We start from the raw sequence: 25,163 nt of genomic DNA on the forward strand, positions 1-25,163 counted from the left end.
GATTCCCAGGGTACGACGGGGGAGTGACAACGCCGTAGGGGTTTTGGGGCCGGGTTGCCACCCGGGCGCCTCATGCCGAGCGCCTGAAGCCGATCGTCGGCACGGCCCTGCGCAGCGGCCAGGGCCTGACCAGTTCCTCCGACACCAGTTCCGCGAGGAACCCGTATCTCTCCAGCGCCACCGGCGACTGCCCCTCGACCGACTGGACCCTGCGCCACCACGCCGCGATCTCCGACCAGCCCGGCGCCGACAGCGATCCGCCGAACTCCTGCACCGACAGCGCCGCGGTGAGCCCGGCGAAGGCCAGCCGGTCCGCGAGCGGCCAGTCCGCCAGCGTCCCGGCGACGAACCCGGCGACGAACACGTCACCCGCCCCGGTCGGATCGAGCGCCTCGACCGCGATGGCCGGCACCTCGGCCGTCTCCCCCGTGCGCCGGTCCACCGCGTAGGCCCCGTCCGCGCCGAGGGTGACCACCGCGAGCGGTACGTACTCGGTCAGGGCGTGCGCGGCGGCCCGGGGGCAGTCCGTGCCCGTGTACCGCATCGCCTCCTGCGCGTTGGGCAGGAACGCCTCGCAGTGCCGCAGATCGGGCAGCCCCGCCAGGTCCCACGCCCCGGTGTCGTCCCAGCCGACGTCGCCGAACACCCGGGTGCCGTCGCTCGCGGCCTGGGCGATCCAGGGCGCGCTCACGCCGGGGGCGAGGGAGGCGACGGCGGCACGCGCGCGTGGGGGGCAGGCGGGCGCGGGCTCCTCGGGGGGCGGCTCGTGGCCGTGCGAGACCATGGTGCGTTCGCCCTCGTAGGCCATGGAGACGGTCACCGGGGAGTGCCAGCCGGGCACCGTGCGCGACGGGGAGAGGTCGATGCCCTCGCCGTGCTCCAGGGCGTCCCAGCAGTAGTCGCCGTAGTGGTCGTCGCCGAAGGCGGCCGCGAGGGACGTGCGCAGACCGAGGCGGGCGAGGGCGGTGGCCATGTTGGCGACGCCGCCGGGGCTCGACCCCATGCCGCGCGCCCAGGACTCCGTCCCGCGCACCGGGGCGGAGTCGAGCCCGGTGAAGATGATGTCCAGGAAGACGGTGCCGGTGAGGTAGACGTCCCAGGGCGGGTCGTCCGGTGTGCGCAGCGGGGCGAGGGGATCGACCTGGCTCTGGCGGTGCGATCCCGTTCCGGCCGGGCCTTTCCCGGCCGGGGCGGTGGACGCGGTCACTGTGCGCTCCCTGACGTGGTGCGGATCAGGCCAGTCTGCACCACACCACCGACAACGTGACGCCGATCACGCCGGACCCACCCGTCCCGTCAGCTCGCGCCGGGCCCCGGCGCGCCCCCTGCCCCGGCTTCGGCGGGCCTCACCAGCGGGGCATCGCGGGCGTGACCCACTGCGGGTCGGCGATCCGCATCGCGGCCGCGTCGTCACGGTCGCGCAGGGCGCCGTCGTCGTCCAGCCACCGCCGGTGCAGTACGGCCAGGCGCTCGCGGTCGAGTTCCACGCCGAGGCCGGGCGCGTCGGACACGGCGACCTTGCCGCCCTCGAAGGTGAGCCGCTCGGTGAGGACGTCCTCGGACTGCCAGGGGTAGTGGGAGTCGCAGGCGTGGTGGAGGCCCGGGACGGTGGCGGCCACATGGGTCATCGCGGCGAGCGAGATGCCGAGGTGGGTGTTGGAGTGCATCGACACGCCGACGCCGAAGGTGCGGCAGACGGCGGCGAGCTGCTGGGTGTTGCGCAGTCCGCCCCAGTAGTGATGGTCGGCGAGCACCACGTGGACGGCGCCCCGGGTGAAGGCCTCCTGGATCTCGGCGAACGTCGTCACGCACATGTTGGTGGCGAGCGGCACCCCGGTGCGCTCGGCGACCTCGGCCATGGCGGGCGTGCCGAGCGCCGGGTCCTCCAGGTACTCCAGGACCTCGCCGAGCTCCTGGGCCACCTTCACCGACGTCTCCACCGACCAGGCGCCGTTGGGGTCCAGGCGCAGCGGGTGTCCCGGGAACGCCTCGGCCAGGGCCTTGATCGCCGCGATCTCCTCGTCGGGCGGGAAGACGCCGCCCTTGAGCTTGAAGGAGGTGAAGCCGTACCGCTCCGTGAAGCGGCGGGCCTGCTCCACGACTCCCGCCGGGTCGACGGCAGCGCCCCAGTCGTCCTTCTCGGCGGGTACGCCCTGGGGGTGGCCGGCCCACTTGTAGAACAGGTAGGCGCTGTATGCGACGGCGTCGCGCACCTTGCCGCCGAGCAGCGCGTGCACGGGCAGTCCGAGCGCCTTGCCGAGGGCGTCCAGGCAGGCGACCTCGAAGCCGGAGAGGACGGACAGCCGCAGCTTGTCGGCGGTCCGGACACCGCGCAGCCCGCCGACGTCCACGGCGTTGTCGACGCGGGAGGCGTCCACCGCGACCCGGTCAGCGACCGTGAACAGGCCGTTCAGGTCGCTGACCTGGCGTCCCTTCAGCCGCTCGGCGAAGGGCCGGGCCAGCTCCAGGTACGTGGTGTCTCCGTAGGTCTCCCCCACGCCGGTGATCCCGTCGGCGGTGACGACCTCGACGATCAGCCGGGGCGTGTACGGCTGGTGGACGCCCTGGGTGTTCAGCAGCGGCGGGTCCGCGACCAGGATCGGCGTGAGCGTCACGTCGGTGACGGTGAGGTTCACAGGGTTGCTCCCACGAGGTCGAGTCCGGCGGTGGCATCTCCATATGTAGACATCATCCATGGATGAGATTGAGGGCTGACTATGCGAACGTCAACCACGAGGCGGGAATCCCTGCCGGCCGACCTCGCGAAGACCCGCTCGCGCGGCTGGTCCGTGGACCGCGAGGAGGGCGTGACCGGCATCGTCGGCTTCGCGGGTTCGCGCTGCGCTACGACAGTCCGGCGCTGGACGCGATCAGCTGCTCGGTGCCCGTCGCCCGGCTCACGCCCGCGCGCGAGGAGCGGATCGTCGCGGTGATGCGGGAGATCCGGATCAAGGCCGAGGCGACCGTCCCGGCGGGGTCCGGATCGGTGCACTGGCGCTAGGCGAAAACGCCGGCGGCACCTGACCGAGGGCGCTCATTTACCCGGGCTTCACCACCCCAAACACAACGTGCTCCAGATCACACGCCCCGGGCTCCCGTGGGGAACTACGTGCTTGATACAAATTGCTCGCGCGTTCCTGTCTGTCGACGGTCGTCGCCCACCCCCCCTTCCCCCGCTCCTTTCGCATGCCCTGGGAACGCCCGTGTTCGCCCCCCGCACCACTCCCTGGCCCCTCGTCGCCCTTTTCACGGCCGGGTACCTCGCTCCGTATCTGCTGCCCACCACCGTCGGCAGGCTCGACTCGGACCTTCCGCTCTCCGCCACGCAGGCCGGAGCCGTCGGCAGTGCCCTGCTGCTGAGTTCGGCCGCCGCCGGATTCGTCCTGGCCTCCCGGGTCGAACGGATCGGAGCCCGCACCCTCGCCCGGCTCGGCCTCGCCCTGGCCCTGCTCGGCTACGGCGGTGCCGCCCTGAGCACCGCCGTCCCCGCTGTCGTCGCCGGCGCGGTCGTCGGCGGGTTCGGCTCCGGCACGGCCACGACCGTCGCCGCGACCCTGATCGCGGGTCAGAGGGATCCGCACCGGGCCTCCACGGCCGGACTGCTCACCGTCTCCGCCCTCGCGGGCGCCGTGTATCTGACCGTGCCGCACCTCGGCCCGGGGCACGGTCTGCCCCTGGCCGCGATCGCCCTCACGGCCCTGGCGGTCTGGCCGCTGACCGGCCGCCTGCCCGCCGCAGTGCCCGCCACGCCCACCGCCCGGCACGGCAAGGCCCGGCTGCCGCACGCCCGTTCGGGGCTGCTGCTGGCCGCCGCCATGGTGTGCTGGTCACTCGCCCAGAACTCCCTGTGGGGCGTGAGCGGACGCATCGGCCTGGAGCAGGCGCACCTCGGCGAGGCCACCGTCGGCGTCGTCTTCGCCGTCGCTCTGGGCGCCGGCCTGACCGGCGTCCTCGCGGCGGGTGCCCTCGGGGCCCGGCTCGGACGCGCGATACCCATCGGCGGCGGCACCGTCCTCATCGCCGTCTGCATCGCGCTCAGCGCCTCCGCGACCGACCTGGGGAGCTTCGCGGCCGGCGAGATCGCCTGGAACACGCTCTACCCGGTGGTGCTGTCGTACCTCATCGGGCTCGCCGCCTCGCTCGACCCGCGCGGCCGCTGGGCGGTGCTGGTCGGCTCGGCGTCCTCGCTGGGCACGGCCGCCGGTCCGCTGACCGGCAGCGTGCTGTCGGCACAGGCCGGGTTCCCGGTCATGGGCGCGGTGCTCGGCGCCGGACTGCTGGTGATCGCCCTGCCGATGACCGCCGTCGCCCTGCACACCGGCGGACGCCCGCTGCTGCCCGGCGCGATCCGCCGCCGCGGCGGTCACCCGGCCGCCCTGGTCGCCGCCGCCACGGGCACGCCCACCGGTGCGATCCCCGAGATCGGCGCCCCGGAGCAGCCGGTGGTGGAGATCCCGGTCGAGACCCCGGCCGTCCCCGCCCAGCGCGCCTACGACAAGGCGGGGTCGGAGGTCTTCTGAGCCCCTACCGGAAGCTGTACGCCTCCACCTCGGCGAGATACCGCGCCCGCAGCTCCTCGTCGTCCTCCAGGAAGGAGGCGAGGAAGGAGTTGCGGGCGAGCTCGCGCAACCGCTCCTCGGTGAGGCCGAGGGTGGTGCGCACCGCGTCGAAGTTGTCGCCGGCGTAGCCGCCGAAGTAGGCCGGGTCGTCGGAGTTGACCGTGCACATCAGGCCGGCGTCCAGCATGGCGGGCAGCGGGTGGTCGGCGAGGGTGTCGACCGTGCGCAGCCGGACGTTGGACAGCGGGCACAGCGTCAGCGGCACCCGGTCGCGCACCAGCCGCTCCACCAGCGCCGGGTCCTCCACGCAGCGCAGCCCGTGGTCGACCCGCTCCACGCCGAGGATGTCCAGCGCCTCGGTGATGTACTCCGGCGGGCCCTCCTCACCGGCGTGGGCGACCCGCCGCAGACCGAGCGCGGCGGCCTTCTCGTAGACCTCGCGGAACTTCACCGGCGGGTGCCCGACCTCGGCGGAGTCGAGGCCGACGCCGGTGATCCGGTCCAGGTAGGGCTTGGCGGCGTCCAGCGTGGCCAGGGCCGACTCGGCGGACTCGTCGCGCAGGAAGCACAGGATCAGCCGCGTCGAGACACCGTGGTTCGCCTCGCTGCTGCCCAGCGCCCGCCACAGCCCCTCGACGACCGTGCCGATGTCGAGGCCGCGGCCGGTGTGGGCCTGCGGGTCGAAGAAGATCTCCGCGTGCCGCACGCCCTGCGCGGCGGCCCGGGCGAGATAGGCGTTCGCCAGGTCCTCGAAGTCCCGCTCGGTGCGCAGGACGGCCATGAGCTCGTAGTACAGGTTCAGGAAGGACTGCAGGTCCTCGAACCGGTAGGCCTCGCGCAGCTCGTCCGTGTCGGCGTACGGCAGGGTGACGCCGTTGCGCGCGGCGAGTTCGAAGGCGAGCTCCGGTTCCAGGGTGCCTTCGATGTGAAGGTGCAGTTCGGCTTTGGGGAGGGACATCAATTTATCGTACGGCCGTTTCACCGACGCTTCGGAACCGGCACCCTCAGTAGATCGTGGGCCACGGTCAGCTCACCCTCGTACCCGGCGGCCCGGGCCTGGCGCTCGAACTCGTCCGGATCTGTATAGCGCTGGCTGAAGTGAGTCAGCACCAGGTGCCGCACGCCCGCGTCCCGGGCCACTCGGGCTGCCTGACCTGCCGTCAGATGGCCGTGTTCGACGGCGAGTTCCTCGTCCTCGTCGAGGAAGGTCGACTCGATGACGAGCATGTCGCAGCCCTCGGCGAGCGCGTACACCCCGTCGCAGAGCCGGGTGTCCATGACGAACGCGAACCGCTGCCCTCGCCGCGTCTCGCTGACGTCCTCCAGCGAGACCCCGCCCAGCGCTCCCTCGCGCTGGATCCGGCCGACGTCGGGGCCCTTGATGCCGTGCGCGGCGAGCCGCTCGGGCAGCATGCGGCGGCCGTCGGGCTCGACGATCCGGTACCCGTACGACTCCACCGGGTGCGACAGCTTCCGGGCTTCGAGGGTGTACCCGTCCGTGCGGGCGAGGGGACCGTCCGCGGCGACCGGGGCCTCGGTGATGCCGACGGTCTCGCGGTAGGCGGTGGCGTACCGGAGCCGGTCGAAGAAGCGCTGCCCGGAGCGGGGGTAGTGGGCGGTGATCTCGTGCGGGACCCGGTCGAGGTTGATGCGCTGGATCACACCGGCGAGGCCGAGGGAGTGGTCGCCGTGGAAGTGCGTGACACAGATCCGGTTCAGGTCGTGCGCGGCGACCCCGGCACGCAGCATCTGGCGCTGCGTGCCCTCGCCGGGGTCGAACAGGATGCCCTCGCCGTCCCAGCGCAGCAGGTAGCCGTTGTGGTTGCGGTGCCGGGTCGGGACCTGGCTGGCGGTGCCGAGGACCACGAGTTCACGTACGGACAAGGCGGATTACCCCGGGGGCCATTCGAGGCCGCGGCCCCCGAGCACATGGCCGTGCACGTGCCAAACCGTCTGGCCGGCGCCGCTGCCGGTGTTGAAGACGAGGCGGTAGCTGTCGAGCTTGTCCTCGTCGGCGACGGCCTGCGCCTCGCGGATCACGTCGGCGGTGAGGGCGGGGTCGGCGGCGGCGAGCGCGGCGGCGTTCTCGTGGTGCGCCTTGGGGATGATCAGGACGTGGGTGGGAGCCTGGGGGTTGATGTCGCGGAACGCGATGGTCGTCTCCGTCTGGCGGACGATGGTCGCCGGGATGGTGCCTGCGACGATCTTGCAGAACAGGCAGTCTTCCTGGGGCTCCCCTGCCATTTTCCCTCCGGGGGTTAGCCGAAATCGGTCTTGCCGGGAATCCTATCGTCGTCGGGTGCGGGTGCGTTGTGGGCTGGTCGCGCAGTTCCCCGCGCCCCTAAGAAGTCGGCAGAGCCGGAGGCGTCTTTGCGGGACTGGCGTCCAGGCTCTCCAAAGCCAGCCTGATCGCCTCGTCCAGTTGGGTGTCCCTGCCCGCCGCGTAGTCCTGGGGGCGTTGGACGACCTCGACGTCCGGGTCCACGCCGTGGTTCTCCACTCCCCACTCGTAGCCCTCCAGCCAGAAGGCGTACTTGGGCTGGGTGACCAGGGTGCCGTCGACCAGGCGGTAGCGGCTGTCGATGCCGATGACGCCGCCCCAGGTGCGGGTGCCGACGACCGGGCCGAGGCCGAGGGCCTTGATCGCCGCGTTGACGATGTCGCCGTCGGAGCCGGAGAACTCGTTGGCGACGGCCACGACGGGGCCGCGCGGGGCGTCCTCCGGGTAGCTGTAGGGGCGCATGCCGCGCGGGACGGCCCAGCCGACGATGCGGCGGGCCAGCTTCTCGACGACCAGCTGGGAGGTGTGGCCGCCGCGGTTCTCGCGGACGTCGACGACCAGGCCCTCGCGGGCGACCTCGACGCGCAGATCGCGGTGGATCTGGGCCCAGCCGGGGGCCTGCATGTCCGGGACGTGGAGGTAGCCGAGGCGGCCGCCGGACTTCTCGTGGACGTAGGCGCGGCGGTCGGCGACCCAGGCGTGGTAGCGCAGGGGTTCCTCGTCGGCGACCGGGACGACGACGGCGTGCCTCGGATCGCCGCCGCCGGACGGGGAGATGGTCAGCTCGACCGGCTTGTCGGCCGTGCCGATCAGCAGCGGGCCGGGGCCGAGAACCGGGTCGACCGGCTGTCCCGCGACCGCGACCACTGCGTCCCCGGGGCGTACCGCGACGCCCGGCGCGGCCAGCGGGCTGCGGGCGTCCGGGTCGGAGGTCTCGGAGGGCAGGATGCGGTCGACGCGCCAGCTTCCGTCCTCGTGGCGGGAGATGTCGGCGCCGAGCAGGCCCTGGCGGGGACCGCCGCCGTGGCCCCCGCGCGGGGTGACGTAGGCGTGCGAGGTGCCGAGTTCGCCCTGCACCTCCCACAGCAGGTCGACGAGGTCGTCATGGGTGGCGCACCGGTCCACGACCGGGCGGTAGCGGTCGAGGACGCCGTCCCAGTCGACGCCGCTCATGTCGGGCCGCCAGAAGTGGTCCCGCATGATGCGGCCGTTCTCGTCGAACATCTGGCGCCACTCGGCGGCCGGGTCGACGAACTGGCGTACGCGGCCCAGGTCGACGGTGATGTTGGAGTCGCTGTCGTCGTCACTCGACGCACGCCGGTCGCTGGGGACGACCTTCAGCCGGCCGTCGGTCCACAGCAGCACCCGCTTGCCGTCGCCGCTGACCGCGAAGTGGTCGGCGTCGACGGCGAGATGCTCGACGCGCTGCTGGGCGAGGTCGTAGCGCTCCAGCTCGGACTTGGGCTCGGGGTCGTCCGGAGTGGCCCGGGACGCGCCGAGTACACCGGTGACCGGGTGGTGCAGCCACAGGACGCCGTCCTTGGCGGCGCGCAGGTTGGTGTAGCGGGCGGCCTCGACCGGGAAGGGCACGATGCGGTCGGCGAGGCCTTCGAGGTCGATGCGGGTGGTGGGAGTGCCCTCGCTGTCGGGGGTCTCCTCCCGGTCGGGCGTTTCGAAGGACCTGCCATGCCGCTGCGGCCCGAACGGGGAGGGCGTGGTGGCCGCGAGGGTGATCAGATGCGGCCGGGAGCCCACCACGAAGGCCAGGTCGAAGACGTGCTCGTCGTAGACCGGGTCGAAGGAGCGGGTCGACAGGAACGCGAGGTGCTTGCCGTCCATCGTGAACGCGGGCGCGTAGTCCTGGAAGCGCAGCGGGGTGGCCTCGGTGACCGAGAGGTCGGTGGTGTTGGCGAGCTTCAGCTGGCACAGGGGCCGGGGGCCGGGGTGGGACCAGGCCAGCCAGGACGAGTCGGGTGAGAAGACGAGGCCCGACACGTCTCCGTCGTCGCTGCGGTCGACCTCCCGCACCTCGCCCGTCTCCCGCTCCACGAGCAGCAGGCGCCCGTCGTGGGAGGAGACGGCCGCTCGGCTGCCGTCGGGCGCCATGGCGAGGTCCAGCACCCGGCCGAGCTGCCCGGCGGCGAGCCGGCGGGGCGTCGCCCCGGGGGCGACTCCGGTGGCGGGCGCGAACTCCAGGGCGTCGTCGCCCTCGGCGTCCGTCACCCACACCACCCACTGCTCGCCGTCCGCGCGGAACGTGCGCGGCAGCCGGGCCCGCACCCCGGGTGTCGCGGCCAGTGCGCGCGCCGGTCCGGCGCGGTGGGTGACCCAGTGCACGGAGCCGCGTACGGCGACCGCGCTGCCGCGGGCCGTGTAGTCCGGGGACGCCGACCCGAACCACCGGGAGGCGTTCACCGGGAACGGCTGGAGGTCGGTGCGCTGTCCGCCCAGCCGCACGTCCAGCCGCCGCGGCTCGGCTCCCTCCAGGTCGTCCAGCACCCACAGTTCGCCGGCGCTGGAGTAGACGACCCGAGTGCCGTCGGTCGCGGCGTGCCGGGCGTAGAAGCCGTCGAGCGGGGTGTGCCGGCGCAGGTCGGAGCCGTCGGCGAGGGAGGAGTAGAGCGCTCCGGTGCCCTCGTGGTCGGAGAGGAAGCCGACCCGGTCCCCCACCCACACCGGGTACTCGAGGTTGCCGTCGAGGTCCTCGTGCAGCCGCGTGAACTGGCCGTCGTCCTCGCGGTCGATCCACAACTTGCCCGCCGTACCGCCGCGGTAGCGCTTCCACCAGGCCGCCTCACGCCCCATCGGTGCGGACAGCAGCACCGTGTGCGGGCCGTGGGCGACGTCGCCGACGGGTCCGTACGGCAGGGTGGTGGCCGGGCCGCCGTCCAGCGGGACGGCGCGCGCCCAAGTGCGGCGCAGGCTCGCCTGCCCCTGGGTGCTGATCGCCAGCACCTCGCCCTCCGGAGTCCAGCCGCGCACCTGTGTCTTGAGGCTCCCCCAGTACGTCAGCCGCTTGGCCGGGCCGCCGTCGACCGGGGCGACGAAGACCTCGGGGGCGCCGTCGCGGGTGGAGGTCCAGGCGACGGTGGCGCCGTCGGGCGAGATGCGGGGCTGGGTCACCGGCACGTTGTCGGCGCTGACCCGCCAGGCCCGGCCGCCGTCGAGTGGAGCGAGCCACACGTCGTCCTCGGCGGTGAAGGCGACCAGGTCGCCGTGCACATGGGGGAACCGGAGGTAAGCAGACGATGTCACCCGATCACCCTATGCAGGGAGCACGCCGCGCGGACAGAGTTCGGATCACTTGCCCTCGACGGGGCGGCAGTCCGGGTACCGGTCGCACCAGACGGTCTGGGTGACGGTCACGGTGACAGTCGGTCCGGGCCGGCCGTCGGCGGGCCCGCCGACGGGGGGCGGGGTGGTGGAGTCGCAGTCGCCGAGGCCGTCGACCTGGAACCACACCTTGCCGTCCACCTTGGCGGTGATGTTCCCGCGCACACAGGCGCCGTCCACCGCGTGGGTGACCTTGCCGTCGACGGTGATGTCCTTGCCGTCCTTGGTCTCGCCCTCGCAGTCGACGGTCGCGACGGTCCGCTCACGCGCCGAGGGTGACGACTTCCCGCCGTTGTCCCCGTAGGAGGCCGTGCAGGTGAGCCAACGCACGCCCGCCTTCTGCCGGTTGAGCTCTTTGGTCACGGTCTCGTCGGTGGTGTACGCCACGGACGCGGAGCTGATGGCGCCGGGCTCGCAGGCGACGGCGCCGCCCACCGCCAGCACGGCGAACGTCGCCGCGACCGCCACCCGCCGCCCGCGCGGCCCCAGTCGGTACCTCGTCGAAACCCCCATGGAGGGGAGCCTGCCACTGACGGGGGCCGCGCGGTAGGGCGCAAAGGCGTCAGCCGCGCAGCGCCAGCCACTCCTGAAGCTCCAGAAGTCGGTCACGAGCAGGCGAACCCGGGCGAGTTCCTCGGTGCTTCCAAGCGGGTCAGGACCAGCGTCCGGTGCGTGCCAGGAGCACGGCCGCGGCGGCCGTCCCGGCGGTCGATGTGCGCAGCACACTGCGCCCGAGGCGGTACGCCTGCGCCCCCGCCTCCTCGAACAGCGCCAGTTCCTCCGGCGCGATGCCTCCCTCGGGCCCCACGACCAGCACGATGTCACCGGTGGCCGGGAGTTCGGCCGTCGCCAGCGGCGCGTCCCCGCTCTCGTGCAGCACGGCGGCGAAGTCCGCCCCGGCCAGCAGGGCGGCGACCTGCTTGGTCGTCGCCGCCTGAGCGACCTCCGGGAAGCGCACCCGGCGGGACTGCTTGCCGGCCTCCCGGGCCGTGGCCCGCCACTTGCCCAGCGCCTTGACCCCGCGGTCGCCCTTCCACTGCGTGATGCAGCGCGCCGCCGCCCACGGCACGATCGCGTCGACACCGACCTCGGTCATCGTCTCGACGGCGAGCTCGCCGCGGTCGCCCTTGGGTAGGGCCTGGACGACGGTGACCCGGGGCTGCTCCGCGGGCTCCTCGGACCACGAGTCCAGCTGGAGGATCAGCCGGTCCTTGCCCTCCGTGCCGAGCACGACGCAGTCCGCCCAGCGGCCCGCCCCGTCCGTGAGGACGACGTCCTCACCGGCGCGCAGCCGCTTCACGGAGACGGCGTGCCGTCCTTCCGGCCCGTCGAGGACGTACCGGCCGCCATGGCCCGCGTCGAAGTGCTCGACCACGAACACCGGCGCGGTCACAGCGCGCCCCCGCCCGTCAACGAGGCGCGGGCGGCGGCCAGTTCCCCGGCCAGCACCTCGACCAGTTGCCCGGCGGGCAACTCCCGGGCCATCTTGTGCCCCTGGCCGGCCCACAGCGCCATGCCCTGCGCGTCACCGGCCTTGGCGGCGGCCTTGCGCAGCGGCGAGGTGAGGTGGTGGATCTCGGGGTAGGCGGCGGGCGCGTACGGGCCGTGCTCGCGCAGGAACCGGTTGACCAGGCCTCGCGCGGGCCGCCCGGAGAACGCCCGGGTCAGCTCGGTACGGACGAACAGCGGGTTGGTCAGCGCCTGCTTGTGCAGGGCGTTCGCGCCCGACTCGTGCGTGGCGAGGAAGGCGGTGCCCAGCTGGGCCGCGCTCGCCCCGGCCGCGAGGACCCCGGCGATCTGGCCGCCGCGCATGATGCCGCCGGCGGCGACGATCGGGATGCTCACGGCCTCACGGACCTGGGCGATCAGCGACAGCAGCCCGATGCCCGTCCCGTCCGTCTCGGGGATGTCCCGGTGGGTGCCCTGGTGGCCGCCGGCCTCGATGCCCTGGGCGATGACCCCGTCCGCACCCGCCCGTTCGACGGCCCGGGCCTCGTCGGGGGTGGTCGCGGCGGCCAGGACGAAGGTGCCGACGCGGTGCAGGGCGTCGACGACCTCGCGGCCCGGGACGCCGAAGTGGAACGACACCACCGGCACGGGGTTGTCGCGCAGCACCACGAGCTTGGCCTCGAAGCCGTCGTCGCGTCCGCTGTCCGGATCGCCGAGCTCGGCCTCGTACCAGGTGGCCTCGCCGGCCAGCTGATGGGCGTAGACGTCGACGGCGGCGGCATGAGGGAGCGCGGCGCCGGCCGCTCCGGTGGAGCCGGTGCTTGCACCGGGGTACTCCGGCTGCGGCATGAAGACGTTGACGCCGAAGGGCCTGCTGGTGAGGCTCCGGAGCTGCTTGATCTCCTGGTACATCCCGTCGGGGGTCTTGTACCCGGCGGCGAGGAACCCGAGCCCGCCCGCTTCGCACACGGCCGCGGCGAGCTGCGGTACGGAGACGCCGCCCGCCATGGGGGCCTGCACGATCGGGTGGGGGAAGAGATCGGTCAGTGCGGAGGACATGACGGCATGTTGTCACGTCCTCCGAACAACTCCGAAACCGGCCTGCCGACTGGCATAGACCAGAGGAACAGGCACCTCCCGTCACCCGGGAGGCGTCCCGTGTCACCCGTTGCAGGCGCCCCGTCAGCGACCGTTGAAGGCGCCCGTCACAGGCGCCTCCTCAGCGACCGTTGAACGCGTCCTTCAACCGCGAGAACAACCCCTGCTGCCCCGGCTGGAACTGCCCCGTGGGGCGTTCCTCGCCGCGGAGTTTGGAGAGCTCGCGGAGCAGGCGCTCCTGCTCGGGGTCGAGCTTGGTCGGGGTCTGGACCTCGACGTGGACGATGAGGTCGCCGCGTCCGCCGCCGCGCAGGTGCGTGACGCCCCGGCCGTGCAGCGGGATCGACTGGCCGGACTGGGTGCCCGGGCGGATGTCGACCTCCTCCATGCCGTCGAGCGTCTCCAGCGGCACCTTCGTGCCGAGGGCCGCCGCCGTCATGGGGATCGTCACCGTGCAGTGCAGGTCGTCACCGCGCCGCTGGAACGTGCTGTGCGGCAGCTCGTGGATCTCGACGTAGAGGTCACCGGCCGGACCGCCGCCGGGTCCGACCTCGCCCTCGCCGGCGAGCTGGATCCGTGTGCCGTTGTCCACACCGGCCGGGATCTTGACCGTGAGCGTGCGGCGGGACCGGACGCGGCCGTCGCCCGCGCACTCCGGGCACGGGGTCGGGACGACCGTGCCGAAACCCTGACACTGCGGGCAGGGGCGGGACGTCATGACCTGGCCCAGGAAGGACCGGGTGACCTGCGAGACCTCACCGCGGCCACGGCACATGTCACACGTCTGGGCGGAGGTGCCCGGGGCCGCGCCCTCGCCGTTGCAGGTGTTGCAGACGACGGCCGTGTCGACCTGGATGTCCTTCGTGGTGCCGAAGGCGGCCTCGTCGAGCTCGACCTCGATGCGGATCATCGCGTCCTGGCCGCGGCGGGTGCGCGAGCGCGGTCCGCGCTGCGACGCCGTACCGAAGAACGCGTCCATGATGTCCGAGAAGTTCCCGAAACCACCGGCTCCGAAGCCGCCCGCGCCGCCGCCACCGGCCTGCGAGAGCGGGTCGCCGCCGAGGTCGTAGACCTGCTTCTTCTGCGGGTCCGACAGCACCTCGTAAGCGGCGTTGATCTCCTTGAACCGCTCCTGGGTCTTCGGATCGGGGTTGACGTCCGGGTGCAGCTCGCGCGCGAGCCGCCGGAAGGCCTTCTTGATCTCTTCCTGCGAGGCGTCGCGGCGCACGCCGAGTACGGCGTAGTAGTCCGTGGCCACTACGACTCCGCCAGGATCTGTCCGACGTACCGTGCCACTGCGCGTACCGCTCCCATCGTTCCCGGGTAGTCCATGCGGGTCGGTCCGACCACGCCGAGCTTGGCGACTGCCTCGCCGCCCGAACCGTAGCCGACCGACACGACGGACGTGGAGTTGAGTCCTTCGTGGGCGTTCTCGTGACCGATCCGTACGGTCACGCCCGGATCCTGCGCCTCGCCGAGCAGCTTGAGGAGCACGACCTGCTCCTCGAGCGCCTCCAGCACCGGCCGGATCGTGAGAGGGAAGTCATGCCCGAAGCGGGTCAGATTGGCGGTGCCGCCGATCATCAGCCGCTCCTCGTTCTCCTCGACGAGCGTCTCCAGCAGTGTGGAGAGCACCGTAGAGACCGTACCCCGGTCCTCGTGCTCGAACGCCTCCGGGAGATCCTCCACCAGACTCGGCACATCCGCGAAACGGCGGTTCGCCACACGGCTGTTGAGCCGGGCGCGCAGATCCGCGAGCGAGGCGTCGCCGACGGGCGCCGGGCAGTCGACCACCCGCTGCTCGACCCGCCCGGTGTCCGTGATCAGCACGAGCATCACGCGCGCGGGCGCGAGGGAGAGCAGCTCCACGTGCCGCACCGTCGAACGGGTCAGCGACGGGTACTGCACGACGGCGACCTGACGCGTGATCTGCGCGAGCAGCCGCACCGTACGCGCCACGACGTCGTCGAGGTCGACGGCACCTTCGAGGAAGTTCTGGATCGCGCGCCGCTCGGGCGCGGTCATCGGCTTGACGCCGGCGAGCTTGTCGACGAACAGCCGGTAGCCCTTGTCGGTGGGGATGCGCCCGGCACTCGTGTGCGGCTGGGCGATGTACCCCTCGTCCTCCAGGGCCGCCATGTCGTTGCGGACGGTCGCCGGGGAGACACCGAGGCTGTGCCGCTCGGTGAGGGCCTTGGAACCCACCGGCTCCTGGGTGCCGACGTAGTCCTGGACGATGGCGCGCAGCACCTGAAGCCTGCGTTCACTGAGCATCGCGCACACCTCCAAAGTCTCCGCCTGCTTGCCTGCCGGTCCGGCCTGGCACTCTGCGCGTGCGAGTGCCAGCATTCCCCGGCCCAGTGTACGGCGGTGGGGTACACCCCCGGCAAGGCTGGTCGTGCGGCGCCGTGCCCCGAGCGGGGCGCACCGCTAGCGTCGCCGTATGACGGTGACTTGGGAAGACCTCGGATGGGAGCGCGTGGCCGCCGGGGTGGGGCGGTGCCGGCTGCCGGTGTGGGACTGCACGGCGGGGCTGGTCGCCGGGGAGGGCGCCGCCCTCTTGATCGACGCGGGGTCGAGCCTCGCCGAGGGAGCGAAGTTGCGTGCGCAGGCGCGGTCGCTCGCGGGCCATCGTGTGACACATCTCGCGCTGACCCATCCGCACTTCGACCACGTCTTCGGGGCGGCTGCCTTCCCGGACGCGGAGGTGTTCGGCGCGGTGGGTGTGGACGCCGTGCTGTCGCGGGTGCGGGACCGGGAGGAGCTGCGCGCGGACGCGGTACGCCACGGCCTGGCGGCGCCCACGGCCGAGGAGGCGGCGCAGCGGCTGGTCCCGCCCGGGCACCTGGTCTCCGGCGAGTGGACCCTCGACCTGGGCGGCGGGTGCCAGGTGCTGCTGGCGAACGTCGGCCCGGGGCACACCGCGCACGACTTGGCGGTGCTGGTGCCGGGCGATCCGGAAGTGGTGTTCTGCGGTGACCTGGTGGAGGAGTCCGGCGAGCCGCAGGCGGGCCCCGACGCGGTGCCGTCGCACTGGCCGGCCGCCCTGGACCGGCTGCTCGGCCTGGGCGGTGAGGACGCGGTGTACGTGCCCGGTCACGGAGCGGTGGTGGACGCGGCGTTCGTGCGGGCCCAACGGGACGCGCTGGCGGCGCGTTTCGGCGTGTCGCGGTGATCATCGTTCGCCTTCTCCTATCGTCATCCGAATGCGCCAGTACTCCGCCGATCTGACCCCGCCGTGGAAGAAGCCCAAGCCGGTGCCCGAGGTCGCGGCGGAGCCGGGCCTGGTGGTGGAGGAGCCGGGGACCGGCTTCTGCGGCGCGGTGATCCGCTGCGAGGCGGGCACGGTGACGCTGGAGGACCGCTTCGGCAAGCACCGTGTGTTCCCGATGGAGCCGCGCGGCTTCCTGCTGGAGGGCAGGGTGGTGACCCTGGTCCGCCCCGCGCCGGGCGGCCCGGCCCGTCCCGCTCGCACGGCCTCCGGTTCGGTGGCCGTCCCCGGCGCACGGGCGCGGGTCGCCCGCGCCGGCCGCATCTACGTGGAGGGCCGGCACGACGCCGAGCTGGTCGAGAAGGTGTGGGGCGACGACCTGCGCATCGAGGGCGTGGTCGTGGAGTACCTGGAGGGCGTCGACGACCTGCCGTCGATCGTCTCCGAGTTCGCCCCCGGGCCGGACGCACGGCTGGGCGTCCTGGTGGACCACCTCGTGCCGGGCTCGAAGGAGTGGCGCATCGCCCAGTCGGTGACGAGCGAACACGCCCTGGTCGTCGGCCACCCGTACATCGACATCTGGGAGGCGGTGAAACCGTCGTCCCTGGGCATCGAGGCCTGGCCCAGGATCCCCCGCGGCCAGGACTGGAAAACGGGCGTGTGCAGGACGCTCGGCTGGCCGGAGAACACGGGGGCGGCCTGGCAGCGAATCCTGTCCGCGGTCCACTCGTACAAGGACCTGGAGCCGGAACTGCTGGGCAGGGTGGAAGAACTGATCGACTTCGTGACGACCCCCTGACCCCAGCTGCGGGCATGCGTGCCGCTAGGGGCGGCACCCGTCCCAAGGAGAGCGGCACCCCGCTCCGCCGGGCTGCGAAACCCCCCGCCCCCAGCACGAACGCCGAGCACCTCAGTCAACGAGGTCCCGAACAACCCCGTCCGCCAGCAACCGCCCGCGCAAGGTCAGCACAGCCCGCCCCTCCTCGTACGGCCCCTCCTGGAGCAACCCGTCGGACAAGGCCCGCCGAGACGCAGCCAGCCCCTCCTCCCGCAGCAGCGACAACGGCACCCCCTCCCGCAACCGCAACTCCAGCAGAATCCGCTCGACCCGCCGATCCTCATCCCCCAGCACCTCACGCCCCGCCCCCGGCGACCGCCCCGCCGCCAGCGCAGCCGCATACGCCCCGGGATGCTTGACGTTCCACCACCGCACCCCGCCCACGTGGCTGTGCGCACCGGGCCCGGCCCCCCACCAGTCGGCCCCCCGCCAGTACAGCTCGTTGTGCAGGCACCGCCCGGCCCGCGAGGTCGCCCAGTTCGACACCTCGTACCACTCGAAGCCCGCGCCCGAGAGAACCTCGTCCGCGATCAGATACCGGTCGGCGTGCACGTCGTCGTCGGTCATCGGCACCTCGCCCCGACGGATCCGCCGCGCGAGCTGCGTCCCCTCCTCGACGATCAACGCGTACGCACTGACGTGATCCGGCCCGGCCCCCAGCACCGCGTCCAGCGACGCCCGCCAGTCGTCGTCGGACTCCCCCGGCGTGCCGTAGATCAGGTCGAGGTTCACATGGTCGAAGCCGGCCGCCCTGGCCTCCGCCACACATGCCTCGGGCCGCCCCGGCGTGTGCGTGCGGTCCAGCACCTTCAGCACGTGCTGCCGCGCACTCTGCATCCCGAAGGAGATCCGGTTGAAGCCCCCCTCGCGCAGGGCGGCCAGATACGCGGGGTCGACCGACTCCGGGTTCGCCTCGGTGGTGACCTCGGCGTCCTCCGCCAGCCCGAACTCGTCCCGCACGGCCTTCAGCATCCGTACGAGATCACCGGCGTCCAGCAGCGTGGGCGTGCCGCCGCCCACGAACACCGTGCGCACCGGCCGCGGATCGTCGCCCAGCACCTTGCGCGCCAGCCGCACCTCGTCGGCCAGCGTCTCGGCGTAGTTGTCGCGGGAGGCCAGCACCCCGCCGGTGCCGCGCAGCTCGGTCGCGGTGTACGTGTTGAAATCGCAGTAGCCGCAGCGGGTCGCGCAGTACGGGACGTGCAGGTAGAACCCGAGCGGGCGGTCGGCGGCCCCGGTGAGCGCGGACGCGGGCAGCGCGCCGTCGTCGGGGACGGGCTCGCCGTCGGGGAGTGCGGAAGGCATGCCTTCCATTGTCCAGCACCGGCGCGCCCGCTCCGCCCGGAGCGGCTGTCAGTCCGCCTGGAGGACCAGCAGCGCGAGATCGTCCGCGGGCGGACGCGCCCCGAACTCGTGCACCAGCCGCTTGATCCGCTCGGCTATCAGCTCCGCGTCCAGCCCGGCGCATCCGGCCAGCGCGGTCGCGAGCCCGTCCCCGTCGTCGAACTGGCGGGAGCCCGAGCGGCGCTCGGTCACGCCGTCGGTGACGCACAGCAGCGTGTCGCCCGAGCGCAGCTCGAAGGTCTCGCTGGTGTAGGTGGCGTCCTCCACGACCCCGAGGAGGGTCTGGGGCTGCGCGGCCGTGTGGACCTCGCCGCCCGCCCCGAGCAGCAGCGGCAGCGGGTGGCCGGCGGAGGCGACGGTGCAGCGGACGCCGCCGTCGAAGGGCACGAGCTCGCCGTAGAGCAGGGACAGGAAGCGCGTCTGGGGGCCGTCGCCGGGCGGGGTGGCCCGCGCGCCCGCGGCCACCAGCGCCCGGGCCGCCGCGTCGGCGGCCTCCGTGGCGTCGTCGAGGAGCAGTTGGTTGAGGCGGTCGAGGACGTCGGCGACCCGGTAGCCCTCGCGGGCCAGCAGGCGCAGCCAGGGCCGGGCCAGGCCGATCACGACGGCCGCCTCGGGGCCCTTGCCCTGGACGTCGCCCACGGCGAAGCACCAGCGGCCGTCGCCGGCCGGGAACAGGTCGTAGAAGTCGCCGCTCGGACCGCCCTTGTCGCACGGCTCGTAGACGAGGGCGCTGCGCATGCCGGGGATCTCGGCCACGGCGCCGGGCAGCAGGCCGCGCTGCAGGACGGCGCTGATGGTGGCCTGGCGGGCGTACTGGCGGGCGGCGCCGATGGCGAGGGCCACCCGGCGGCTGAGGTCCTCCGCGAGGCCGGTGATCTCGTCGGGGAAGCCGGCCTTGCCGGAGCGCCCGATGACGAGGGTGCCCAGCGGGCGTCCCCCGGCGACCAGCCGGTACGCCAGGGCCGAGCCGGGCTCGGCGTCGCCGAGCGCCTCGCCGGGCCAGGGGTAGTCGACGGGTCCGGACCTGCCGCGCTCCTGGTTCCGTTCGAACGGGGACGACGACCCCGTTGGGTCGAACGGCTGCGGCGGGTCCTTCTCCAGGACGTAGCGCAGCTCCTCGATGCGGTTCTCGCTGCCGTGCCAGACCCGGGCGAGGCGCGGTCCGCCCGCGCCTGCCCCGCCGCTCCAGCCGCCGCCGGTGGCCTCGTCCTCCAGCCACACCGCGCACCAGTCCGCCAGCCTGGGCACGATCAGCTGCCCGGCGAGGGCCGCGACCAGGTCCTCGTCGAGCTGCCCGGCGAGCAGGTCGGAGGCCTCGGCGAGGAAGGAGAGGGCGCCGCGGCCGAGCCAGGCGCCGTCGGGCCCGTTGCGTCCGTCGTGGTTCTCGTGCCGGTCCCGCCAGTCCCGGAGGTCGTTCCAGTCACGCAGGTCACGATCTTCCCGTGCGGCGGGCCAGTCCCGTGCCTCCCCAGCTTCCCGTGAGTCCCACGTCTCTGCTGCCTCACGCAGGTCCCATGTCTCTCCTCCGGCGCGGTGGTCCCACGGGTCGCCTTCGCCGCGCCAGGCCCGTAGCGCCTCCACCGCCTCGTCGCCCTGGCACGGTCCGGACGCCGGGATCTCCGCCGCCGTCTCGTCGCCCCGGCGCGGCTCGGGCGCCAGGATCTCCGCAACCCGCAGGCCGCGCGCCAGCGCGTGCTCCCCGGCGTACGCCTCGATCTGCTCGCCGGCCGCGCACCCCCCGGCGGGCAGCCGCGCCCAGACGGTCTTGCGGCCCGTGCGGTACGTGATCCCCCACGCCTCGGAGAGCGCGCCGACGAGCCGCAGGCCGCGCCCGTACTCGGGGGTGTCATGGGGCGTCTCCGGTTCGCCGCCGCGCGGGGCGCGGGAGGGGTGGTGGTCGGAGACCTCGACGACGAGCGCGGCCGTGGTGGCCGGGGTGTCGCCCTCCAGCCGGCACTCCATCTCGACGTCGGTGCCGGCGTGTACGACGGCGTTGGTGACGAGTTCGCTGACGACGAGCGTGGCGTCGTCGGCGAGGCGGTCGGTGAGGTGCTCCGAGCCGGGCAGGCCGAGTCCGGTCCACTCGGTCAGCGCCGTGCGCACCAGGGCGCGTGCGGCGCCCGGCGCGACGGAACTGCCGGACAGGGTCGCGTGCGCCCGCGCACGGTCCGGTGCGGGCGCCTCGGAGGTGAGCGCCCCGGCAGACGGTGTGATCACCTCCGCTGACGGTACGGGCTCCTCGGAAACGGGCCCCTCCTGGACGGGCACGGGCGTCTCCCAAGCGTGTGCAGGCGCCTCTGAGGCACGGGAAGCGGTCTCCCGTTGCGTCGGAATGGCCCCCATGGACAGCTCCCCGGGCAGTTCGTACGAATACGCCACAGTCGATGCCGACAGAGTGACAGACTGACCCCGCCCATAAGCGCCGAGTTACCGAAGTGGGCCGCCATGAGTGAGAACAGTGCTACTGCTGTGGTCGAAGACCGGCACGAAGACGGTCAGATTCGTGCATCCGATCTGCGTCCCCTGCTCGCGGCCATGACAGCGGCACGTGACGGTGATTTCACCAAGGTGCCGGAATCCGGCCACGGCATGGTGGCCGAACTCACCGCGGTCTTCAACCAGATCATGGACCGCAGCGTCCACTTCACGTCCGAGACGCGCCGTGTCAGACGGGAGCTGGTGCGGTACGGCCGGCTCGACGAGCGGCTCTCGGCCAGCCCGGGCCAGGGCCTGTGGGCGTCCCGGGTCAACGATGTGAACCAGCTGCTCGACGCCCTGGTCGCCCCGGCGGCGAACGCCACGCGCGTACTGGACGCGGTGGCCGGCGGCGATCTGACCCAGCGGGTCGATCTGCACGACGGGACCCGGCAGTTGCGCGGCGACCTGCGGCGCCTGGGCCGGGCCGTCAACAAGATGGTGGACCAGCTCTCCCTGTTCACGGGCGAGGTGACCCGGGTCGCGCGCGAGGTCGGCACCGAGGGCAGGCTCGGCGGCCGGGCCAAGGTGCAGGGCCTGTCGGGCAGTTGGCGGGACGTGACGGAGGCCGTCAACACGATGGCGTCCCGGCTGACGGCCCAGGTGCGGGACATCGCCGCGGTGACGACGGCGGTGGCCCGGGGCGACCTGACCCGCACGGTGACGGTGGAGGCGACCGGCGAGCTTCTGGAGCTGAAGCTGACCGTCAACACCATGGTCGACCAGCTGTCCGCCTTCGCCGACGAGGTGACCCGCGTCGCCCGCGAGGTCGGCACCGAGGGCCAGTTGGGCGGCCGGGCCCAGGTGCGCGGCGTGTCCGGGGTGTGGAAGGACCTCACCGACAACGTCAACTTCATGGCGTCGAACCTCACCTCCCAGGTCCGCAACATCGCCCAGGTGACGACGGCCGTGGCCAACGGCGACCTGTCCCAGAAGATCACCGTCGCCGCGCAGGGCGAGATCCTTGAGCTCAAGTCGACCATCAACACGATGGTCGACCAGCTCTCCGCCTTCGCCGACGAGGTGACCCGCGTCGCCCGCGAGGTCGGCACGGAAGGCAATCTCGGCGGACGCGCTCAGGTCAGGGGTGTCTCCGGCGTCTGGAAGGACCTCACCGACAACGTCAACTTCATGGCCGACAACCTCACCTCCCAGGTGCGCAACATCGCCCTGGTCTCCACCGCCGTCGCCCAGGGCGACCTCGGCAAGAAGATCACCGTGGAGGCCAAGGGCGAGATCCTGGAGCTGAAGTCCACGATCAACACGATGGTCGACCAGCTCTCCGCCTTCGCCGACGAGGTGACCCGCGTCGCCCGCGAGGTCGGCACCGAGGGCAACCTCGGCGGACAGGCGCAGGTCAGGGGTGTCTCCGGCGTCTGGAAGGACCTCACCGACAACGTCAACTTCATGGCGCTGAACCTGACCTCACAGGTCCGCAACATCGCCCAGGTCACCACCGCCGTCGCCAACGGCGACCTGTCGAAGAAGATCACGGTCGACGCGCGCGGCGAGATCCTGGAGCTGAAGGACACCGTCAACACGATGGTGGAGCAGCTGCGCGCCTTCGCCGACGAGGTGACCCGCGTGGCCCGCGAGGTCGGCACCGACGGACGGCTCGGCGGCCGGGCCCAGGTGCTGGGCGTCTCCGGCGTCTGGCGGGACCTGACGGACAACGTCAACTACATGGCCGACAACCTCACCTCCCAGGTGCGCAACATCGCCCAGGTCGCGACGGCCGTGGCGCAGGGCGACCTGTCCCGCAAGATCGACGTGGACGCGCGCGGGGAGATCCTGGAGCTGAAGACGACCATCAACACCATGGTCGACACGCTCTCGTCGTTCTCCTCCGAGGTCACGCGGGTCGCCCGCGAGGTCGGCTCCGAGGGGCAACTGGGCGGCCAGGCCCGGGTCGAGGGCGTCTACGGCACCTGGAAGCGGCTGACGACCAACGTCAACGAACTCGCCTCCAACCTCACCACCCAGGTCCGCGCCATCGCCGAGGTCGCCTCCGCCGTGGCCCAGGGCGACATGTCCCGCTCGATCACCGTGGAGACGCAGGGCGAGGTGGCCGAGCTGAAGGACAACATCAACCTGATGGTGGCCAACCTGCGCGAGACGACCCGCGCCAAGGACTGGCTGGAGTCCAACCTGGCCCGGCTCGCCGCCCTGATGCAGGGCCACCGGGACCTGATGGAGGTCGCCGACCTGATACTCCGCGAGCTGACCCCGTTGGTGAACGCCCAGTACGGCGCGTTCTACCTGGCCGACCCCGACGAGGACAGCGCGGCCCCGCGCACCACCGCGCCGATCAAGGGACTGGCCTTCATCGCCGGGTACGGCGCCGCCCAGGACGCGACCGTCGAGACCGGCGGCCTGCCGGTGCACGGCCTGGTCGCGCAGGCGGCCCGGGAGAAGAAGCGGATCCTGGTGGAGGGCGCCCCGCCCGACTACATCAAGATCAACAGCGGCCTCGGCGAGGCGGCCCCGACGACGATCGTCATCATCCCGATCCTCTTCGAGGACAAGCTCCTCGGTGTCATCGAACTCGCCTCGTTCTCCCGCTTCTCCGATGTGCACCTGGCGTTCTTCGACCAGTTCGTCAACACCATCGGCGTCGCCATCAACACGATCATCGCCAACTCCCGCACGGAGTCCCTGCTCGGCGAGTCCCAGCGCCTGGCCATGCAGCTCCAGGAGCGCTCCGACGAACTCCAGAAGCAGCAGGGCGAGCTCCAGCGCTCCAACGCCGAACTGGAGGAGAAGGCCGCCCTGCTGGCCACGTCCTCCCAGTACAAGTCCGAGTTCCTGGCCAACATGTCGCACGAGCTGCGCACACCGCTGAACTCCCTGCTGATCCTGGCCCGGCTGCTCTCCGACAACCCCGACGGCCATCTCTCGGACCAGGAGGTGCAGTTCGCGACGACAATCCACCGCTCGGGCTCGGATCTGCTGCAGCTGATCAACGACATCCTGGACCTGTCGAAGATCGAGGCCGGCCGCATGGACGTACGCCCCAAGCGGCTCCCCCTCATCAAGCTGCTCGACTACGTCCACGCCACGTTCCGACCGCTCACGCTGGACCGGGGGCTGGCCTTCGAGGTGGCGGTCGGTGAGGACGTACCGCGCGAGATGTACTCGGACGAGCAGCGCCTCCAGCAGATCCTGCGCAACCTGCTGTCCAACGCGATCAAGTTCACCGCGTCCGGCAAGGTCGAGCTGCGGGTGGACCGGGTGCAGGACGCCGAGCACCGATGGGGGTCCCCCCGCTCGAGCGAAGCCGGGAGTGGGGGAGTGCGGGACACCGACGACGTCATCGCGTTCGCCGTGTCCGACACCGGCATCGGGATCGCGCCGGAGAAGCTCCCCGTGATCTTCGAGGCGTTCCAGCAGGCCGACGGCACCACCAACCGCAAGTACGGCGGGACGGGGCTCGGCCTGTCCATCAGCCGGGAGATCGCGGGCCTGCTCGGCGGCCGGATCGTCGCCGAGAGCGAACCCGGCAAGGGCTCCACGTTCACCCTGTACGTGCCGGTCGTCAGCCCCGGGCACACAGCTCCCGCGCCCCTCCCCGGGGACCGCGCCGACCTCCCCCTGCCGCTCCGGCCGGCCACCGGGCCCTTCCCGGTCGCGCACGACACGGACGACGCCTGGCCGTCCCCCACGAAGCTGGAGGCGTGGACGTCCGGCAGGCCGGGCCGGATCCTGGCCGGCCGGCGGGTGCTGATCGTCGACGACGACATCCGCAACGTCTTCGCCCTCACCCATGTCCTGGGCCGGGTGGGCATGACCGTGCTCTACGCGGAGAACGGCCGCGAGGGCATCGAGACGCTGGAGCGCAGCGCGGACGTCGAACTGGTCCTGATGGACATCATGATGCCGGAGATGGACGGCTACGAGACCATCTCCGCGATCCGCCGCGCACCCCGCTGGACGGGTCTGCCGATCGTGGCGCTGACCGCCAAGGCGATGCCCGGCGACCGGGAGAAGTCCATCGCCCGCGGCGCCAACGACTACGTTCCCAAACCGGTGGACATCGACGGCCTGCTGACGGTCGTGTGCGAACTGCTGGACCCCGAGGGCACGGAAGAAGAGGCATGAGCAGCACGGCCACCCACCCCGAACGCGCCGGAATCCTCCTGGTCGACGACATGGAGGACAATCTGACCGCTCTGGAGGCCGTGCTGGCCTCCCTCAACGAGCCGCTCGTCCGGGCCCGTTCCGGCGAGGAGGCCCTGAAGGCCCTCCTGCGCCGGCCGATCGCCCTGGTCCTGCTGGACATCCGCATGCCCGGCATGGACGGCTTCGAGACGGCGTCCCACATCAAACGCCTCGACCAGACCCGGGAGGTCCCGATCATCTTTCTCACCGGGGCGGACGACGACTCGGGCTACGCCTTCCGCGGCTACGCGACCGGCGCCGCCGACTACGTGACCAAGCCGTTCGACCCGTGGGTCCTCCGGGCGAAGGTCAGCGTCTTCCTGGACCTCTACCGCAAAGGCAGAGAGGTGGAACGCCTGAGGACGGAGATCCAGGACTTGAAACGCCGGGTGGGTGACGCCCCTTAGGGGCGCCCCG

18 protein-coding genes and 1 pseudogene are annotated in these 25,163 nt (G+C 72.4%); 6 read left to right on the forward strand and 13 right to left on the reverse strand.

Going from position 1 to position 25,163, the window contains the following annotated elements; translation table 11 throughout:
• Window positions 1-70: 70 nt before the first annotated feature.
• Both IGS69_RS10770 and IGS69_RS10775 read right to left on the reverse strand, forming a co-directional pair.
• Window positions 71-1,207, reverse strand: coding sequence for a carbohydrate kinase family protein (locus tag IGS69_RS10770; protein ID WP_190898584.1), 1,137 nt, complete (start codon window positions 1,205-1,207; stop codon window positions 71-73).
• 139 nt (window positions 1,208-1,346) lie between these two features.
• A complete protein-coding gene (locus tag IGS69_RS10775) occupies window positions 1,347-2,636 on the reverse strand; it encodes a glucarate dehydratase family protein (protein WP_190898586.1) in 1,290 nt (429 codons plus the stop codon).
• A 90-nt stretch (window positions 2,637-2,726) separates the two neighbouring features.
• Here IGS69_RS10775 and IGS69_RS10780 point away from each other — a divergent pair.
• Window positions 2,727-3,001, forward strand: a pseudogene (locus IGS69_RS10780) (IclR family transcriptional regulator domain-containing protein); the annotation flags it as partial.
• Between the two features lie 202 nt (window positions 3,002-3,203).
• The gene (locus tag IGS69_RS10785) at window positions 3,204-4,520 is read left to right on the forward strand and encodes an MFS transporter (RefSeq protein WP_190898588.1); all 1,317 of its coding nucleotides are present in this window, start codon (window positions 3,204-3,206) and stop codon (window positions 4,518-4,520) included.
• Between the two features lie 4 nt (window positions 4,521-4,524).
• Here the strand turns inward: IGS69_RS10785 and IGS69_RS10790 are convergent, their stop codons facing one another.
• The 9 genes from IGS69_RS10790 to hrcA all read right to left on the reverse strand — a co-directional run bounded on the left by IGS69_RS10790 (window position 4,525) and on the right by hrcA (window position 14,994).
• On the reverse strand, window positions 4,525-5,517 hold the full coding sequence (locus IGS69_RS10790) for an adenosine deaminase (protein ID WP_190898589.1): 993 nt from the start codon (window positions 5,515-5,517) through the stop codon (window positions 4,525-4,527).
• A 20-nt stretch (window positions 5,518-5,537) separates the two neighbouring features.
• On the reverse strand, window positions 5,538-6,443 hold the full coding sequence (locus IGS69_RS10795; RefSeq protein WP_190898590.1) for a ribonuclease Z: 906 nt from the start codon (window positions 6,441-6,443) through the stop codon (window positions 5,538-5,540).
• A gap of 6 nt (window positions 6,444-6,449) precedes the next feature.
• Window positions 6,450-6,803 carry an HIT domain-containing protein gene (locus IGS69_RS10800; RefSeq protein ID WP_190898591.1) on the reverse strand — a complete coding sequence of 118 codons (354 nt, stop codon included), beginning with the start codon at window positions 6,801-6,803 and terminating at the stop codon, window positions 6,450-6,452.
• 97 nt (window positions 6,804-6,900) lie between these two features.
• Entirely contained in the window at window positions 6,901-10,095 is a 3,195-nt protein-coding gene (locus tag IGS69_RS10805; RefSeq protein WP_190898592.1) for a S41 family peptidase, read from the reverse strand.
• A 45-nt stretch (window positions 10,096-10,140) separates the two neighbouring features.
• Window positions 10,141-10,686, reverse strand: a complete 546-nt coding sequence (locus IGS69_RS10810; RefSeq protein ID WP_190898593.1) for a hypothetical protein — start codon at window positions 10,684-10,686, stop codon at window positions 10,141-10,143.
• Between the two features lie 139 nt (window positions 10,687-10,825).
• Window positions 10,826-11,566 carry a 16S rRNA (uracil(1498)-N(3))-methyltransferase gene (locus IGS69_RS10815; RefSeq protein ID WP_190898594.1) on the reverse strand — a complete coding sequence of 247 codons (741 nt, stop codon included), beginning with the start codon at window positions 11,564-11,566 and terminating at the stop codon, window positions 10,826-10,828.
• On the reverse strand, window positions 11,563-12,681 hold the full coding sequence (locus IGS69_RS10820; protein ID WP_190898595.1) for a nitronate monooxygenase: 1,119 nt from the start codon (window positions 12,679-12,681) through the stop codon (window positions 11,563-11,565). The genes IGS69_RS10815 and IGS69_RS10820 overlap by 4 nt, the downstream gene beginning before the upstream one ends.
• Window positions 12,682-12,841: 160 nt before the next feature.
• Window positions 12,842-13,978, reverse strand: a complete 1,137-nt coding sequence (gene dnaJ / locus IGS69_RS10825) for a molecular chaperone DnaJ (protein WP_185013342.1) — start codon at window positions 13,976-13,978, stop codon at window positions 12,842-12,844.
• Window positions 13,978-14,994 (reverse strand): heat-inducible transcriptional repressor HrcA, encoded by a 1,017-nt coding sequence (gene hrcA, locus IGS69_RS10830; RefSeq protein WP_190904452.1) that lies wholly within the window; start codon window positions 14,992-14,994, stop codon window positions 13,978-13,980. The genes dnaJ and hrcA overlap by 1 nt, the downstream gene beginning before the upstream one ends.
• 169 nt (window positions 14,995-15,163) lie before the next feature.
• Between hrcA and IGS69_RS10835 the strand changes: the two genes are divergently transcribed.
• Both IGS69_RS10835 and IGS69_RS10840 read left to right on the forward strand, forming a co-directional pair.
• A complete protein-coding gene (locus tag IGS69_RS10835) occupies window positions 15,164-15,895 on the forward strand; it encodes an MBL fold metallo-hydrolase (RefSeq protein WP_190898597.1) in 732 nt (243 codons plus the stop codon).
• 31 nt (window positions 15,896-15,926) lie between these two features.
• The gene (locus tag IGS69_RS10840; protein ID WP_190898599.1) at window positions 15,927-16,730 is read left to right on the forward strand and encodes a DUF3097 domain-containing protein; all 804 of its coding nucleotides are present in this window, start codon (window positions 15,927-15,929) and stop codon (window positions 16,728-16,730) included.
• 111 nt (window positions 16,731-16,841) lie between these two features.
• Here IGS69_RS10840 and hemW read toward each other — a convergent pair whose 3' ends face one another.
• Together hemW and IGS69_RS10850 are read right to left on the reverse strand one after the other, a co-directional pair.
• On the reverse strand, window positions 16,842-18,074 hold the full coding sequence (gene hemW, locus IGS69_RS10845) for a radical SAM family heme chaperone HemW (protein WP_190898601.1): 1,233 nt from the start codon (window positions 18,072-18,074) through the stop codon (window positions 16,842-16,844).
• A gap of 48 nt (window positions 18,075-18,122) precedes the next feature.
• Complete coding sequence (locus tag IGS69_RS10850) at window positions 18,123-20,456, reverse strand: SpoIIE family protein phosphatase (protein ID WP_190898603.1); 2,334 nt, start codon at window positions 20,454-20,456, stop codon at window positions 18,123-18,125.
• Between the two features lie 192 nt (window positions 20,457-20,648).
• Here IGS69_RS10850 and IGS69_RS10855 point away from each other — a divergent pair, with 192 nt between their 5' ends.
• Window positions 20,649-24,686, forward strand: coding sequence for a HAMP domain-containing protein (locus IGS69_RS10855; protein ID WP_385862158.1), 4,038 nt, complete (start codon window positions 20,649-20,651; stop codon window positions 24,684-24,686).
• Window positions 24,683-25,153 (forward strand): response regulator, encoded by a 471-nt coding sequence (locus IGS69_RS10860; RefSeq protein WP_190898607.1) that lies wholly within the window; start codon window positions 24,683-24,685, stop codon window positions 25,151-25,153. Before IGS69_RS10855 ends, IGS69_RS10860 begins: the two co-directional genes overlap by 4 nt.
• Window positions 25,154-25,163 lie beyond the last annotated feature (10 nt).

Origin of the sequence: Streptomyces tuirus (assembly GCF_014701095.1) — a bacterium.
GTDB classification, from domain to species: Bacteria; Actinomycetota; Actinomycetes; order Streptomycetales; family Streptomycetaceae; genus Streptomyces; species Streptomyces tuirus.

What these genes read in the sequence shown, in the direction of transcription:
- IGS69_RS10790 (WP_190898589.1), bottom strand. Translation starts at nt 5,517, where the DNA reads ATGTCCCTCCCCAAAGCCGAACTGCACCTTCACATCGAAGGCACCCTG.
- IGS69_RS10800 (WP_190898591.1), bottom strand. Translation starts at nt 6,803, where the DNA reads ATGGCAGGGGAGCCCCAGGAAGACTGCCTGTTCTGCAAGATCGTCGCA.
- IGS69_RS10810 (WP_190898593.1), bottom strand. Translation starts at nt 10,686, where the DNA reads ATGGGGGTTTCGACGAGGTACCGACTGGGGCCGCGCGGGCGGCGGGTG.
- IGS69_RS10820 (WP_190898595.1), bottom strand. Translation starts at nt 12,681, where the DNA reads ATGTCCTCCGCACTGACCGATCTCTTCCCCCACCCGATCGTGCAGGCC.
- hrcA (WP_190904452.1), bottom strand. Translation starts at nt 14,994, where the DNA reads ATGCTCAGTGAACGCAGGCTTCAGGTGCTGCGCGCCATCGTCCAGGAC.
- IGS69_RS10835 (WP_190898597.1), top strand. Translation starts at nt 15,164, where the DNA reads ATGACGGTGACTTGGGAAGACCTCGGATGGGAGCGCGTGGCCGCCGGG.
- IGS69_RS10840 (WP_190898599.1), top strand. Translation starts at nt 15,927, where the DNA reads ATGCGCCAGTACTCCGCCGATCTGACCCCGCCGTGGAAGAAGCCCAAG.
- hemW (WP_190898601.1), bottom strand. Translation starts at nt 18,074, where the DNA reads ATGCCTTCCGCACTCCCCGACGGCGAGCCCGTCCCCGACGACGGCGCG.
- IGS69_RS10850 (WP_190898603.1), bottom strand. Translation starts at nt 20,456, where the DNA reads ATGGGGGCCATTCCGACGCAACGGGAGACCGCTTCCCGTGCCTCAGAG.
- IGS69_RS10855 (WP_385862158.1), top strand. Translation starts at nt 20,649, where the DNA reads ATGACAGCGGCACGTGACGGTGATTTCACCAAGGTGCCGGAATCCGGC.
- IGS69_RS10860 (WP_190898607.1), top strand. Translation starts at nt 24,683, where the DNA reads ATGAGCAGCACGGCCACCCACCCCGAACGCGCCGGAATCCTCCTGGTC.